The following is a 14,514-nucleotide window of genomic DNA, read 5'->3' as shown; positions in this document are numbered from 1 at the left end:
TGCGGCTCGGTCGGTTCGGTCACTTCGCGGCGCCTTCCAGGGTGATGCGTTCGTGGATGCTCTCCGCGCGCGGGAGCAACGTCTCGGCGTACGCGCGCCGCACCTCGTCGGGCGTGTCGAAGCCCGCCTCGTCGGCGAGCCACGCGTCGGGCACGTCGGCGGTCACCTCGGCGAGCAGGTCCGCGGTGACCCGGGGGGCCAGGTCGGCGGCGGCCGCGGCGAGGTCGGGGGCGTACCGGGCGAGGACGTGGTCCTTGGCGTCGTACGGCTTGCCGGCCGCGGCCGGTGCGGTCGGCCAGTTGTGGTGCCAGATCATGCTCGCGCCGTGGTCGATGAGCCAGACGTCGCCGTGCCACACCAGGAGGTTCGGGTTGCGCCAGGAGCGGTCCACGTTGTTGATCAGCGCGTCGAACCAGATCACGCGCCCGGCCTCCAGCGGATCCACCTCGAAGGCCAGCGGGTCGAAGCCGAGGGCGCCCGGCAGGTAGTCCATGCCCAGGTTCAGGCCGCCGCTCGACTTCAGGAGCTGCTGCACCTCCTGATCCGGTTCGCCGAGGCCGAGGACCGGGTCGAGCCGGATGCCCGCGAGCCCGGGCACGCGCAGCCCGAGGCGGTCGGCGAGGCGCCCGCAGATCACCTCCGCGACAAGGGTCTTGCGGCCCTGGCCCGCGCCCGTGAACTTCATGACGTACGTCTCGTAGGCGCCGCGGCCGTCGTCGGTCTCGACGAGCCCGGGCAGCGATCCGCCCTCGCGCAGCGGCGTGACGTACCGGACGGCGGTGACTTCGGTGAGCATCGCCCCAGGTTACTGCCGAGGTCCGACACTCCCGCCGCTCCCCCGGAGCCCTCGCCCACCCCCTGCCGGACCGCCCCCCGTGGTGCCTACAGTCACCCCATGAACTCCCCTGACCTCCCGACCCAGTTCGCCCGCACCCACCGCTACGCGTTCGGCGTGCCCCGTGGCTTCACCGTGTCGCGGGACGGCGCGCGCGTGCTGTTCGTGCGCTCGACGGCGGGCGACGACCCGGTCAGCAGGCTCTGGCTGTACGACGTCGGGGCCGAGGCGGGGGAAGGGGGCGAGGGCGGGTCCGGGGGTGCGGGCGGGTCCCGGGGCGAGGCCGTGTCCGGGGCGGAGCGCATGCTCGCGGATCCGCTCACGCTCGGCGCCGCCGGCCCCGTGCCCGAGGCCGAACGCGTGCGCAGGGAACGCGCCCGGGAGGCATCACAGGGAGTGGTGTCCTTCGCCACCGACGACTACGCGCGCGTAGTCGCCTTCGCGGTGTCGGGCGCCCTGTGGACGGTCCGCACGGACGGCGGCGCGCCGCGCCGGATCGGCACCCCGGGCCCCGTGGTCGACCCGCGCCCCTCGCCCGGCGGCTCGCTCATCGCGTACGTCAGCCGGGGCGCCCTGCGCGTGGTGGGCACCGACGGCACGGGCGACCGGGCCCTGGCCGAGCCCGAGGGCGAGGAGGTGACGTACGGGCTCGCTGATCATGTCGCCGCCGAATCCATGGACAGGCACCGGGCGTTCTGGTGGTCGCCGGACGGCGACGCCCTGTTGGTCGCCCGCGTGGACACCGCGCGCGTACAGCGCTGGTGGCTCTCCGACCCGGAGCGCCCGGAGCGGCCGCCGCGCTCGGTGCCGTACCCGGCGGCGGGCACCGACAACGCGGAGACGACCCTGCACATCCTGCGGACGGACGGCTCGCGCGTCGCCGTCCGCACGCCGTCGAAGGCGTCGGAGCACACACGGGACGGCGCCGGGCCCACGTGGACGGACACCGCCTTCGACTACATCCTACGGGCCTCCTGGGACGCGCACGGGCCCCTGGTCACCCTCCAGACCCGCGACCAGCGCACGGCGTGCGTCCTGGCGGTCGACCCGAAGAGCGGCGAGTGCCATCTCGTCGACAAGCAGCACGAGAGCCCGTGGCTGGACCTCGTACGGGGCACCCCGGCCCGCCTCGCGAACAGCACGCCCCTGTTGCACCGGCTCGTCGACCCCGACACGGCGGGCCTCCGCGCGGGCAGCACACAGACGCCTCCGGGGCTGCACGTGCGCGAGGTGCTCGCCACCACGGGCGACCGGGTGTGGCTGACGGCATCGGACGAGCCCACGGAGGTGCACGTCTGGTCCTTCGCGGTGACCGGCGCGCCGGACGGACCGGTCCGCACCGCCGCGCCGGTACGCCTCAGTCAGGGCCCGGGCGTGCACACCGCCGCGGTCGGCGGGGACACCGTGGTCCTCGACAGCAGGACCCCGGGCGGGCACTCGGTGACGGTGCTGCGCGACGGGCGGCCCGTGGGGCGGATAGCCGTGCTCTCCGAAGAGCCCGTCGTGAGCCCGAAGCCCCGTCATCTCTCCCTCGGGGAGCGCGCGGTGCGCGGCATGCTGTTCCTGCCGTCGTGGCACGAGCAGGGCTCCGGGAAGCTGCCGGTCCTGCTGTGTCCGTACGCGGGTCCCTCCGTCCAGCTCGTCACGCACGCGCGCGCGTGGTGGACGGTCGTCGCCCAGTGGTTCGCCGAGCAGGGCTTCGCGGTGCTCGTCGCGGACGGGCGGGGCACACCTGGGCGCGGGCGGGCCTGGGAACACGAGGTGTACGGCGATCAGTTGACGCCCGCGCTCGACGACCAGGTGGACGCGGTGCGGGCGGCGGCCGAGCTGGTTCCCGACCTCGACCTGGAGCGCGTGGGCATCCGCGGCTGGTCCTTCGGGGGCTATCTCGCGGCGGGCGCGGTCCTTCACCGTCCTGACGTGTTCCACGCGGCGGTGGCCGGGGCCGCGCCCTCGGACATGCGGCTCTACGACACCCACTGGAAGGAGCGCTTCCTAGGGCACCCCGACGTACAGCCCGCGCACTACGAACGCTGCTCCCTGGTGGCGCACGCGCACCTCCTGTCACGCCCGCTGATGCTGGTCCACGGCCTGTCCGACGACAACGTCCTGCCGGTGCACACGCTGCGCCTGTCGTCGGCGCTGCTCGCGGCGGGCCGGCCGCACACGGTCCTGCCGCTGCCCGGGGCGAGCCATCTGGTGGCGCGGGAGGACGTTGCGGCCAATCTGCTGAATCTGGAGCTCGACTTCCTGAAAAAGTCCTTGAACGCCTGAACAACCCGGCGCCGCCGTCCGTACCATCCGGCATGACTGCTTCCAGGGAAGACAGGGCCGAGACCGCCGCGCCGCTCCTGCCGACGGCGGACAGCCCCACCACCCCCCTCCCCGCACGCCCTTCAGGCCTCTGCCTGAGCACCTCACCGAACCCCGCCGGATCCCCGAGCCCCACCCGTCGCACCGTCGTCGCCGCGGTGGGCGCCGCGGGCCTGGCCGCCGCGCTCGTCGCCTGCGGCTCGGAGGACGACAAGGGCTCGTCGGAGGAGCCCGCCGGCGAGGCCTCGGAGAAGGAAGAGGGAGGTGGGGGAGGCGGGGGCGGCGGTGCCGTGCTTGCCAGGACGGCGGACATTCCCGTGGGCGGCGGCAAGATCTTCAAGGACGAGAACGTCGTGGTCACGCAGCCGACAAAGGGCGAGTTCAAGGCCTTCTCGAACCGCTGCACGCACAAGGGGTGCCCGGTGACGAGCGTCGAGGGCGGCACCATCAACTGCCCCTGTCACGGCAGCAAGTTCGACATCACCGACGGCAGCGTCAAGCAGAACCCGGCGCCGAAGCCGCTGCCCGCGACGAAGATCACCGTCGAGGGCGACTCGATCAAGCTGGCCTGACGCGGGAACCCGCCGAAGCAGGGGGGAGGGGCCGCGCCGCCACGGGGACTCACCCGGAGCGGCGCGGCCCCTTCCACGCACCCAGGAGCTCATCCGTCGTGGTGACGGTGGCGACCAGTGCGAGAGTGTTCTGGACGACGGCGGGGGTGTACTCGGCGGGGACACCCGCGATGGCGTCGGCGGGCACGACGGCGGTGTAGCCGAGGTTCACCGCGTCGAAGACGGCGTTCGGTATCGCCACGTTGGCCGAGACGCCGGTCACGACCAGGGTGCGGCAGCCCAGGTTGCGCAGCAGCGCGTCGACGTCGGTGCCCGCGATCGGCGACAGGCCGTGCAGGCGGCGTACGACGAAGTCCTCCTCCGCGACCTCGATCGGCGGCGCGATCCGCACGGCCGTCGTGCCGGACAGCTGCCGCACGGGCAGCCGTTCGGCCGCGCGGAACAGCCGCGCGTTGCGGTTCGCGCCGCGTCCGTCGGGGCGGCGCTCGGCGACGGCGTGCAGGACCTGGACGCCGCCGGTGTGGGCGGCGTGCACGAGCCGGGCGACGTTGCCGAGCGCGCCGGACGAGCGGGCCTCCTTGGCGAGTTCGGGCAGCGCGCTGTCGGTCCCGACGACGCCCTGTTGGCACTCGACGGTCATCAGGACGGTGCTCGCGGGGTCGACGATCTCCTTGAGCTGTGCGTACGACGGCATGCTTCCCCCTGTCGCGGACCACGGGCCGACCGGTGCCGCGCGCCCTCGGGGCACCGGTGCCCCGCGGGCGGAGATCGCGGTGCGCGGGAGGCTAACCGGCATCGCGTCATGAAGGAACCGGCATTGCGTCACGAAGGAAGACGCCTCATGCTTCTCTGACGCTCAGTCAGTTTCGTGGTCGGCCATGCGGTCCGGTGGATACGGAGGCAGGCGTGCGGCCTGAGCGACGAGACGGACTCATCGGCAAGGGGAGGACGACGCATGGCCACCACACAGCGGCGCGGTCGCCGGATCATGATGACGCCGGACGAGGTGGACGCCTTCCTCGCCAGCGAACGCACCTGCCGGGTCGCGACGGTGTCCCCCGGCGGGGCCCCGCACGTCAGCGCGCTGTGGTTCGCGTGGGACGGCACCTCCCTGTGGCTGTACTCGATCACGCGCAGCAAGCGCTGGGCCGAGCTGCGCCGCGACCCGCGCGTCGCCGTGGTCGTCGATGCCGGTGAGCAGTACGGGGAGCTGCGCGGTGTGGAGCTGACCGGCACCGCGGAGGTCGTCGGCGAAGTGCCGCGCACCGGGGAGCCGTGCCCCGAACTCGACCTTCCGGAGCGGCTGTTCGCCCGCAAGAACTTCGGCCTGGAGGAGATGGTGCACGACGGCCGGCACGCGTGGCTGCGGCTCACGCCGGACGCGATCGCCTCCTGGGACTTCCGGAAGCTGGCGCAGCTCTAGGCGCCGACCCGGGCCGCCCCGGGCACCTTTCACCCAGCCCGACCGCACCCGGCCCGACCGCCCTCACGCAACGGACCGACACCCCCTCGCCCGGCCCGAACGCCCTCCCCGGCCGCCCGAAGCCCCCTCACCCCAGCCCCGCCCCCGCCACCCGCAGCGCCTCCACCGCCGCCCGGATCGACGGTCGCCGGTCGGCGTCGGCGCGCCACACCACGTACACATGCCGCCGCACCCGGTGTCGCACCGGCACCGTGCGCACACCCGCCGGCATCGGGTCGCGGCCGAGCCGCGGCGCCACGCACACCCCGAGCCCCGCGGCGACCAGCGCGAGCTGGGTGTGGTGCTCCTCCGCGCGGTGCCCGATGCGCGGCTCGAAGCCCTTCGCACGGAGCGTGAACATCAGCCACTCGTGGCAGAACTCGCCCTCCGCCCACGTGATCCACTCGTCGTCCGCGAAGTCCTCCAGGTCCACCTCGGCGCGGTCGGCCATCGGGTGGGCGACGGGCATCGCGACGTCCGCCGGGTCGTCGATGAGGGGCGCCTTCATCAGGCCGTCCGGCACCGGCAGCGGCTTGTTGTACCAATCCAGGACCACTGCCAGGTCCAGGTCGCCGCGCACCACGCCGTTGACCCCCTGCTGCGGCTCCAGCTCCTGGGCGCCGACGCGCAGGCCGGGGTGGCGCACGCGCAGGGAGGACAGCGCGGCAGGAAGGAGCCCGCGCATCGCCGTCGGGAACGCGGAGATGCGCAGCTCGCCGACCGCCTGGCCGCGCTGCCGCTCCAGGTCCGACTGGGCCAGCTCGACCTGGGAGAGGATGCGCGCCGCGTGCTCGGCGAGCAGCCTTCCGGCGTCGGTGAGGCGCACGCCGCGGCCGTTCTTCGCGAGCAGCTGCTGGCCCACCTCCCGCTCCAGCTTGGTCATCTGCTGGGAGACGGCGGACGTGGTGACGTGCAGGCCCGCCGCGGCGCCGCTCACCGATCCGTGCCGGGCGAGGGCGTCGAGGGTCCGCAGGCGCTCCAGATTCAACATGTAAGCGATGCTACGCGATACCGGGCAAGAAATCTCGCTTGTACTAAGACGTTGGATGCCCCAAGGTGGCGTTCATGAGCACCTCCGCGGCCCCTTCCGTGCCGACGTCCGTCCCCGAGCCGACCACCCCGTCGGACCCACGCACCACATCCGGCACGCGCGCCGCGTCCACCACATCCAGGGGGCCCGCCGGGCGCCGCGCCCTGGACTGGCGCGTCCGCTTCGCCGTCCTGTCCCTGATCTGGGGCTTCAGCTTTCTCCTGATCAAGGTCGGCACGGAGGGGTACGCCCCGTTCCAGGTCACCTTCGGGCGACTCTTCTTCGGCACGGCGGTGGTCGCGGCGGTCCTGGTCGTCAAGCGCGAGCGGCTGCCGCGCTCCGCGCGCACCTGGGCCCATCTGTCGGTGGCGGCCCTGCTGCTCAACGCCCTGCCGTTCTCCCTCTTCGCCTACGCCGAGCTGACGATCCCCTCGACGCTCGCGGGGATCTGCAACGCGACGTCGCCGCTGTGGGGCATGGTCCTCTCGCTCGCGGCGCTCTCCGAGGACCGCCCGACGCGGCGCCGGGTCGCGGGGCTCGCGCTCGGCTTCGTCGGGGTGCTCACGGTGCTCGGCGCCTGGCAGGGCTTCAGCGACCTGGAGCCGCGCGGAACGGCGATGGCACTGCTCGCCTCGCTGAGCTATCCGATCGGCTGGATCTACGTCCGCCGCACGCTGGCGGGCTCGGGCCACTCGAACCTCTCCCTGTCGGGCGCGCAGCTGCTCGTGGCCACGCTCGAACTGGCCGTCGTGACCCCCTTGTTCACGTCCATGCCGTCCCACCTCCCGGTGGTGCCGCTGCTCGCGATCGTCGCCCTCGGCGCGCTCGGCACGGGCATCGCGTTCCTGATCCAGTACGGCATCGTCGCCGAGGTCGGCCCGACGACGGCGCAGATGGTCACGTACTTCGTGCCGGTCATCGCGACGGCGGCGGGGGTCGCGGTCCTCGGCGAGTCGCTGACGTGGACGACGCCCGTGGGAGCCGTGGTCATTCTGGCGGGCGCGGCACTCACCCAGTCGAGGCCACGCGCCCGCACGCCCCAGGGACCGAGGGCCCGCCAGGGGACGTAGCGCACCCCGCGCCCTCCCCACCCCTTTCAGCTCTGCCTCCGCGCAGCCCTCTCAGCCGTACCTCCCGTATCTCCCCGCAGGCACAGGACCGACAGCCGCCCCGACCGCTTCGGCCACCGCCTCGAAGTCGTCGCCGGACAGCGTCGAGACGGTGATCCGCACCCCGGGAGGCGAGCCGAGGCGGTACCGCGCGCCGGGCGAGACCATCCAGCCCGCGTGCAGCAGGCTCGCGACCACGCCGGTCTCGTCCGGCACCGGCACCCACACGTTCATCCCGCTGCGCCCGTGTGCCGCGACCCCGCGCGCGGCGAGCGCGTCGATCAGCGCGTGACGTCTGCGCCCGTACGCCGCCGACACCTCCCGCGCGTCCACCGCCCCGTCCTCCCAGAGGCGCACGACGGCCCGCTGGAGCACCTTGCTGACCCACCCGGGGCCCAGACTGATCCGCCCCTGCACCCGGTCGACCGTCTCCGCGTCCCCGGTGAGCACGGCGAGCCGCAGGTCCGGGCCGTACGCCTTGGCGGTGGAGCGGACGAAGGCCCACGCGCGCGTGGCGCCCGACAGCGTGTGCAGCGGCAGGTCGACGATGCCGTGGCCGTGGTCGTCCTCGACGACGAGCGTGTCCTGGTGCCCGGCCAGGACCTCGCGCACGGCACGCGCGCGTGCGGCGCCGATGGCTGCCCCCGTCGGGTTCTGCGCGCGGCTGGTGACGACCAGGGCCCGCGCGCCGGACCGCAGCGCCCGCTCCACGTCGTCGGGCAACGGCCCGTCGTCGTCCACCCGGACCGGGACCTGTCGGAGCCCGAGCCCGGACACGAGGTCGAGCACGCTCCCCCAGCCCGGGTCCTCGACGGCCACCGCGTCGCCCATCTTGAGGCGCGCGGCGAGCACCCGCTCGATGGCGTCAAGGGCCCCGGACGCGAGGGCGACCGGTCCGTCCGGCACCCCGTCCGCGTCCAGCGCCGCACGCGCGCGGAGCTGGAACTCCGGCACCACCGGCGCCTCCCCGTACAGCGCGGGAGCGCGGTCCGACTGCGCCGCGGCCGCCGCGAACGCCCCGGCCAGGGGCGGAAGCAGGGCCGTGTCCGGATTGCCGCTCGCCACGTCGCGCACGCCGGGCGGCACGTCGAGGCGGACGTAGTCGCGGGCCGTCGTGGCGGGCTTGCTGCGCACGCGGCTGCCGCGTCGGCCCGCCGTCTCGATCACACCGCGCTCGCGCAGCGTGCGGTAGGCGGCCGCGACCGTATTGGGATTGACGCCCAGCTGCACCGCCAACTCCCTCATCGGAGGCAGCGATTGCCCCGGCTCTAGCGCGCCGCCGCTCACCGCGCGCTCGACGCTCGACGCGATCTCTGCTGCGCCGCGCCCCTCGATCGGATAGTCTCCTAGCACAAAGCACATTATGCACTAGTGCAAAAGCGTCCGCAAGGCGCAGCAAGACGACCCCGACCGCAGCACCCTGCGAAGCGATGGAGAAGGCCATGGAGACGACGACGCAGCCGGCCGCGCCGGCCGGCGCCCCCTACACCCCGACCGACCGCACCGTCCCCACGCGGTCCCGCGACCGCGCGGCGTACGACCGCGAGCTGGTGCACGCGATACTGGACGAGTCGTACGTCTGCCACCTGGGCTTCGTGCGCGACGGCGCCCCCGTGGTCCTTCCGACGCTGTACGGCCGGGTCGGTGAGCGGCTCTACGTCCACGGCTCGACCGGGTCGCGGCCCCTGCGGATGGCGGGCGCCACGGAGGACAGCGAGGCGGATCCGGGTCTTCCGGTGTGCCTGACGGTCACCCATGTCGACGGTCTCGTCCTGGCGCGCTCGGCCTTCCACCACTCGATCAACTACCGCTCCGTGGTGGTGCACGGCATCGCGCGGCAGGTCACGGACCCCGAGGAGAAGCGCACCGCCCTGGACGCCCTCGTCGACCACGTGGTGCCGGGCCGCGCCGCCGACTCGCGCCCCGCCAACGCGAAGGAGCTGGCCGCGACCGCCGTCCTCTACCTGGACCTGGACGAGGTGTCGGCGAAGATGCGCACGGGCGCGCCGAACGACGAGCCGGAGGACCTGGACCTGCCCCACTGGTCCGGTGTCGTCCCACTGCGCAAGGGCTACGACCCCGTCATCCCGTCGGACGACCTCGCCCCCGACATCGCCGTGCCCGACTATCTGCTCAAGGACTGACGCGGTGATGCTGGTCCATCCCTGGGACGCACCGGCCTCCGACGCCGAGTGGCAACGATGGCTGGCCCAGCACGACTTCGGCCAGCTCGCCGTGAACGGCCTGCCCGGCGAGCCGCCGCACCTCCAGCCGACCCACTTCGTGTACGACGCCGACTCCGGCCCGCGCGGCCGCGTCCTGCTCCACCTGGCGCGCCCGAACCCGCTGTGGGCGGCCCTGGAGGCGAACCCGGACGTCGTCCTGGGCGTGGTCGACGACTACGTCTTCGTGCCGGGTCCGTGGGGCGCCGCCCCTGACGTCCCGCCCGAGCACGGCGTGCCGACCAGCTTCTACGCCGCCGTCCAGCTCCACTGCACGGCCCGGATCGTGGACGACCCCGCCGAGAAGGCCGAGCTTCTGAACCGCCAGGTCGGCCACTTCCAGCCCGACGGCGGCTCGGCGCCGACGGCCGTGGGCGAGGAGCCGTTCGGCAGGTTGCTCCCCGGCATCCGCGGGGTGTCCCTCGACGTCGTCGACGTACAGGCGAAGTTCAAGTACGCCCACCACAAGCCGCTGGAGGTGCAGGACCGGACAGCGGCGGGCCTGAAGGAGCGCGGCGGCCCGCGTGACGCGGCCGCGCTGGCCCATCAGTTGGGCGGGCGTTCGGCGAAGTAGCCGCAGCCGGGCGGGAGGGACGAGGACCGGCGGGGGCGGGGCGCGCAGCACCCCGCCCCCGCTACCGCGTCACGCCCCTTCCTCCCGCCCGCGCGCGGCCCCTCGCGCCTCCGCCCCCGCGAGCCCCGTGACCGCCGCGAGCATCAGCAGGGTGCCCGCGACGGTCGCCGTGTTCGGCTCCTCACCGAGCAGGACGACGGCGATGGCGGCCGCGCTCACCGGCTCCAGGAGCATGATCACGGAGACGGTCGCGGACCGGACGACGGCGGCTCCGGCGAAGTACAGCGCGTACGCGAGCGCCGTCGGCACGGCGGCGATGTAGAGCAAGCAGACCAGTACGCGCGCGGGTTCGGCCGTGTGTGGCACGAGTCCCTCGGCGGCGGCGAGCGGCAGCAGGCACACCGACACGACGGCGAAGGACCACATGGTCGTGTCGCCGGAGGAGTCCGCCCCGCCGTCGCGCCCCCACCACCGGGTCAGCAGCGTCATGACGGCGTACCCGGCCGCCGACACCAGCGCGAAGGCGACTCCCCAGGGACGTACGGCCGCGTCCCCGCCGCCGACGAACAGCACGGCGAGCCCGGCGAGCGCGCCGCCCACCGCGCAGCTCCCGCCGAGCCCGAGCCGCTCCCCCAGGGTGAGACGGGCTCCCAGTGCGATGAGGACGGGCCCCGCGCCGAGCGTGACGACGGTGCCGACCGCGAGGCCGGTGGCCTCCACGGCGGCGAAGTAGGCGGTCTGGAAGACGGCGAGGGCCACACCGAGGGCGGTGACCCGCAGCGCCCGGCGGCGCAGCGGCAGACCGGATCCGGAGCGCGCGCCCCGGCGCGGCCGTGCGAGCCGTGCGCCGAGGAGCAGCAGGAACCCTCCGGCGCAGCGCCAGAAGGAGAGGGCGACGGGCCCCATGTCGCCGGCCGAGAAGACCAGCGACGCGGCGGCTCCTGCAGTGCCCCAGGCGGCACCGGCGATGCCCAGGTACAGGAGGCCGCGCCGGACGGAAAGACCGGAGGCGGCAGGTGAATCGGTCGACGCGGTGGACGCGTTCGACATGCTTGACACGCTCGACACGTGGAATTCTCCGCAGAGGTTCAGGAGGAAGACCGCGTCACGGGCGCACCGGCGCGCAGGCACCCGTACAGAGCTGTGGGTGCGTGGTCACGCTCGGGAGAGAGGCCCGGGGACGCAGGTCCTGGATGGCGTCTGCGGGCAGCACCGTCCACCCGGCCGATGGCCGGGCGTGATCCGTGGGAGGCCCGCGCGCTAGGCGGCGGGGGGCGGAAGGACGAGCGCTCGTGCGTGCATGATCGCCACCCTAGGCGGCGGTGCCGCTCGTCGACAACTCCTCTTCGGAGTCTGAGACGCGGACCACGGAGCTCTCCGTCCTCGCAGGTGTCGCGGACTGGGCGATGAACGCGCCCACCAGGACGACGGCGCCCCCGACGAGCTGCGGCGCCGAGAGCTGTTCGCCGAGCATGACCCAGGCGAGCACGGTCGCTATGACCGCTTCGAGACAGGCCACTACGCCCGCGACCTGCGGCGAGAGCCTGCGTACGGACACGACTCCGGTGAGGTACGCGACGACGGTGGCGATGAGCACGATCCAGCCGATGAGGGCCCAGGCGGGCACCGCGGAGCCGTCCATGTCGGCGCTCCCTGCGAGCACCTGCCAGTCCATGCCCCAGGGGCGTGCGATGACGGTGAGCAGGGCCGTGCCGACGAGCAGTCCGTAGGCGATGACGCCGAACGGGTCCGGTGCCTTCTCGCCCGCGTCGCTGCCCTGGTCGGACAGGACGAAGTAGCCGACCTGGCAGCAGGCGGCGCCGAGCGCGAGCAGCAGTCCTACGGTGTCGAAGCTCAGGCCCGACCACACCTCGACGACGCAGGCGAGCCCGCCCACGGCGAGGACCACGCCGAACGCGGCGGCCTTGGTGACGGGCCTGCGCTGCACGAACCGCACCCAGCCGAGGACGAGGGCGGGCGCCAGATATTCGACGAGCAGGGCCACGCCGACGGGGATGCGGGAGATCGAGGCGAAGTAGCAGGCCTGTACGCCGGCGACGGCGAGGAGCCCGAAGCCCGCGAGCAGCGCGGGCCGTTCCCGCACCAGCGCGCGGTGGCGCCAGGCGACCGGCAGCATCACCAGGGCGGCGCCCGCCACCCGCAGCCACACCACGTGCAGCGGGTCGAGTCCCGCCTCGATCAGCGGCTTGGCCGCGACACCCGAGCCGCCGAACGCGAACGCCGAGAGGAGCGCGAGGCCGAGACCGAGCCCCCGCCCGCTCCCGGCACGCCCCTGCGGGTTCCCCTGCGACTTCTCCTCAGACCCAAGCACCGGCACATGATGACAGGCGACGACATGACCGTCACCCACTTTGACAACTGTCTCAACGGGCGGACAGCGGGCGCCGGCGAGGGCCTCAAGCACTCCGGGCACCACGGGCATCCCAGGTCATCGAGCCCTGCGAGCGGGCCCTCGGCTCACCAGCCGGACTCGCGCCCCGTCTCGCACTCGTTCTCGATGCGCACGAGCAGCGCGTCCACGTCCACGCCCGCGCGCCGCAGCACCTCCACGGCCCGGCACTCGGCGTCGGCGGCCAGGGCCGCGAGCAGGTCCACGCCCTCGGCCTGCGCCTGCCCGCGCAGTGTGGCGCGGTCGGACGCGGCCTCCATGGCACCGGCGGCGGCGGGCGAGAGAACCGTTTCTTTGGCCGCGGCCACCAACGGCACGGCCCCGGAGTCCTCGACGGTGCCCTGCCACTGCAGTCCGTAGCCGATGCTGCGCTGGACGAGATAGCCGAGCAGCCGCGCGACCTGCGGGCCGCCGTCGAAGACGGACCGTACCGGCGGCTCCTGCTCCAGGAGCGAGTGCAGCAGATGCGCGGTGTCGACCTGCCGGTCCCCGTCGCGCACGGCCCGTCGGCGCGCACCGGCCATCACCGAGGCCAGCGCCACGCTCAGGCTGGATTCGATGTCTGCTCGGTTCGGGCCGGGTTCGGCGCCCTGGGGGGTACGGCTTTGCACATCCCCCACCCCATCAGTCCCCAGGGGCCACGGCATCGGCGGCGGGAAGCATTTCCCCGTCCGACACAGGTTGGGGATGGCCGAATGGGTTGTCCTCCTTACGGATGACATCTGACTGTTTTCCCAGGTGGGGCGCGCGCCGTCTTGCTTCACGCCGGGTGCGCAACCGCCACGCACCGGCGCTCGTCTGTCAGAGGCATGGAGAGCAGGTGCTGGATGGTCGCCCTCCTGGCCATCGACGGCAGGCAGTACGTGTACCGCGTGTACGCCCCCGCGGACGCGCTGCCCGCCGACTTGTTCTGGGACGCCTGGCACTGCCACGACGAGGGCCCCTTCCCGCGGGCCCTGGACCTCTTCGACGCGGCGGTGATACGGCGCGTGGGCTGAAGGCGGGGCGCGATGGCGGCGGCCCGGACGGGTCGGGACCGGCTGCGCGCGCCCGCTCGGCGACGCCCACGCCCGCACCCCACTGTCCGCGCCCACGCCCGCCCCTCACCACCCACGCGCCCGCTCCCCCACCACCACGGTCGCGTACAACTCCTCATCCGTGACCACCTTCGCCACGAGCCCCGCCGCCCCGACGGCCTCGACCGCCGACGGCACCTGGCGCTCGCTCGTCTCGAACAGCAGCCGTCCGCCCGGCGCCAGCCACTCCCGCGCGTCCGCGGTCACCCGCCGCAGCACGTCGAGCCCGTCCACGCCCCCGTCGAGGGCCACCCGCGCCTCGTGCTCGCGCGCCTCGGCGGGCAGCAGGGCGACCTCGTCCGTCGGGACGTACGGGACGTTGGCGAGCAGGACGTCGACGCGGCCCCGGAGCCGGCCGGGCAGCGCTTCGTAGAGGTCGCCCTCGTGGACGTGTCCCCGGGCGGCGGCGACATTGCGGCGGGCGCAGGCCACGGCGGCCGGGTCGATGTCGGCGGCGTGCAGCTCGACGTCTCCGAGGGCGGCGGCGAGCGCGGCGCCGAGCGCGCCCGACCCGCAGCACAGGTCGACGACCATGGCACCGGGCCCGGCGCGGGAGGCCGCCTCGCGCACCAGGAACTCGGTGCGGCGGCGCGGCACGAAGACGCCCGGGTCGACGGCGACGCGCAGACCGGCGAACTCGGCCCACCCGACGACGTGTTCCAGCGGCAGCCCACTCACCCGTCGCGCGACCATCGCGTCCAGCTGGTCCGGCGCCTCGGCGGCGGCGAGCAGCAGATCCGCCTCGTCCTCGGCGAACACACAGCCTGCGGCACGCAGCCGCGCCACCACGACGGAGTGGGCTGACCAGGGCATAGAGGGCCTTCCTGCGGTGCGGGCAAAGAAGCCAACCCTACCCGGGCCCACAGATCTGACGACCCATCAGTATTGAATGTTCCGAGGCCTGGGGATAC

The 14,514-nt window shown here is 73.7% G+C and carries 15 protein-coding genes; 7 read left to right on the top strand and 8 right to left on the bottom strand.

Annotation, left to right across the window (positions count from 1 at the left end; all coding sequences use genetic code 11):
* Positions 1-19: 19 nt before the first annotated feature.
* Positions 20-796 (bottom strand): HipA family kinase, encoded by a 777-nt coding sequence (locus tag AB6L24_RS13710; RefSeq protein WP_405655361.1) that lies wholly within the window; start codon positions 794-796, stop codon positions 20-22.
* A gap of 99 nt (positions 797-895) precedes the next feature.
* Between AB6L24_RS13710 and AB6L24_RS13705 the strand changes: the two genes are divergently transcribed.
* Together AB6L24_RS13705 and AB6L24_RS13700 are read left to right on the top strand one after the other, a co-directional pair.
* Positions 896-3,109: a prolyl oligopeptidase family serine peptidase gene (locus AB6L24_RS13705; RefSeq protein ID WP_405655360.1), complete on the top strand. Its 2,214-nt coding sequence runs from the start codon at positions 896-898 to the stop codon at positions 3,107-3,109.
* A 134-nt stretch (positions 3,110-3,243) separates the two neighbouring features.
* Positions 3,244-3,720: a Rieske (2Fe-2S) protein gene (locus AB6L24_RS13700; RefSeq protein WP_405657152.1), complete on the top strand. Its 477-nt coding sequence runs from the start codon at positions 3,244-3,246 to the stop codon at positions 3,718-3,720.
* Between the two features lie 49 nt (positions 3,721-3,769).
* Here AB6L24_RS13700 and AB6L24_RS13695 read toward each other — a convergent pair whose 3' ends face one another.
* Complete coding sequence (locus AB6L24_RS13695) at positions 3,770-4,414, bottom strand: cysteine hydrolase (RefSeq protein WP_405655359.1); 645 nt, start codon at positions 4,412-4,414, stop codon at positions 3,770-3,772.
* Positions 4,415-4,675: 261 nt separating this feature from the next.
* Between AB6L24_RS13695 and AB6L24_RS13690 the strand changes: the two genes are divergently transcribed.
* Positions 4,676-5,143, top strand: coding sequence for a pyridoxamine 5'-phosphate oxidase family protein (locus AB6L24_RS13690; protein WP_405655358.1), 468 nt, complete (start codon positions 4,676-4,678; stop codon positions 5,141-5,143).
* A gap of 127 nt (positions 5,144-5,270) precedes the next feature.
* On the opposite strand, the gene AB6L24_RS13685 is transcribed toward AB6L24_RS13690, so the two are convergent.
* Positions 5,271-6,173 carry a LysR family transcriptional regulator gene (locus AB6L24_RS13685; protein WP_087883230.1) on the bottom strand — a complete coding sequence of 301 codons (903 nt, stop codon included), beginning with the start codon at positions 6,171-6,173 and terminating at the stop codon, positions 5,271-5,273.
* Positions 6,174-6,247: 74 nt separating this feature from the next.
* Here AB6L24_RS13685 and AB6L24_RS13680 point away from each other — a divergent pair, with 74 nt between their 5' ends.
* Positions 6,248-7,282: a DMT family transporter gene (locus AB6L24_RS13680; protein WP_405655356.1), complete on the top strand. Its 1,035-nt coding sequence runs from the start codon at positions 6,248-6,250 to the stop codon at positions 7,280-7,282.
* Positions 7,283-7,333: 51 nt separating this feature from the next.
* Here the strand turns inward: AB6L24_RS13680 and AB6L24_RS13675 are convergent, their stop codons facing one another.
* Positions 7,334-8,674: an aminotransferase class I/II-fold pyridoxal phosphate-dependent enzyme gene (locus AB6L24_RS13675; protein ID WP_405655355.1), complete on the bottom strand. Its 1,341-nt coding sequence runs from the start codon at positions 8,672-8,674 to the stop codon at positions 7,334-7,336.
* A gap of 89 nt (positions 8,675-8,763) precedes the next feature.
* Between AB6L24_RS13675 and AB6L24_RS13670 the strand changes: the two genes are divergently transcribed.
* Entirely contained in the window at positions 8,764-9,465 is a 702-nt protein-coding gene (locus AB6L24_RS13670; protein WP_405655354.1) for a pyridoxamine 5'-phosphate oxidase family protein, read from the top strand.
* 7 nt (positions 9,466-9,472) lie between these two features.
* A complete protein-coding gene (locus AB6L24_RS13665; protein WP_405655352.1) occupies positions 9,473-10,117 on the top strand; it encodes an FMN-binding negative transcriptional regulator in 645 nt (214 codons plus the stop codon).
* A 69-nt stretch (positions 10,118-10,186) separates the two neighbouring features.
* On the opposite strand, the gene AB6L24_RS13660 is transcribed toward AB6L24_RS13665, so the two are convergent.
* The 3 genes from AB6L24_RS13660 to AB6L24_RS13650 all read right to left on the bottom strand — a co-directional run bounded on the left by AB6L24_RS13660 (position 10,187) and on the right by AB6L24_RS13650 (position 13,138).
* Entirely contained in the window at positions 10,187-11,167 is a 981-nt protein-coding gene (locus AB6L24_RS13660; RefSeq protein ID WP_405655351.1) for a DMT family transporter, read from the bottom strand.
* A 262-nt stretch (positions 11,168-11,429) separates the two neighbouring features.
* Positions 11,430-12,449: an EamA family transporter gene (locus AB6L24_RS13655; protein WP_405655350.1), complete on the bottom strand. Its 1,020-nt coding sequence runs from the start codon at positions 12,447-12,449 to the stop codon at positions 11,430-11,432.
* 146 nt (positions 12,450-12,595) lie between these two features.
* Positions 12,596-13,138 (bottom strand): Clp protease N-terminal domain-containing protein, encoded by a 543-nt coding sequence (locus AB6L24_RS13650; protein ID WP_405655349.1) that lies wholly within the window; start codon positions 13,136-13,138, stop codon positions 12,596-12,598.
* 198 nt (positions 13,139-13,336) lie between these two features.
* On the opposite strand from AB6L24_RS13650, the gene AB6L24_RS13645 reads away from it, so the two are divergent.
* Positions 13,337-13,525, top strand: coding sequence for a hypothetical protein (locus AB6L24_RS13645; protein WP_030358596.1), 189 nt, complete (start codon positions 13,337-13,339; stop codon positions 13,523-13,525).
* A gap of 105 nt (positions 13,526-13,630) precedes the next feature.
* On the opposite strand, the gene AB6L24_RS13640 is transcribed toward AB6L24_RS13645, so the two are convergent.
* On the bottom strand, positions 13,631-14,416 hold the full coding sequence (locus AB6L24_RS13640; protein ID WP_405655348.1) for a putative protein N(5)-glutamine methyltransferase: 786 nt from the start codon (positions 14,414-14,416) through the stop codon (positions 13,631-13,633).
* Between the last annotated feature and the right edge of the window lie 98 nt (positions 14,417-14,514).

This window comes from Streptomyces sp. RK9, assembly GCF_045070545.1.
In the GTDB taxonomy this organism is placed as follows: Bacteria; Actinomycetota; Actinomycetes; order Streptomycetales; family Streptomycetaceae; genus Streptomyces; species Streptomyces alboflavus.
Note: the sequence above shows the minus strand (reverse complement) of the source record. Positions and strands in the feature narration are given on the sequence as shown.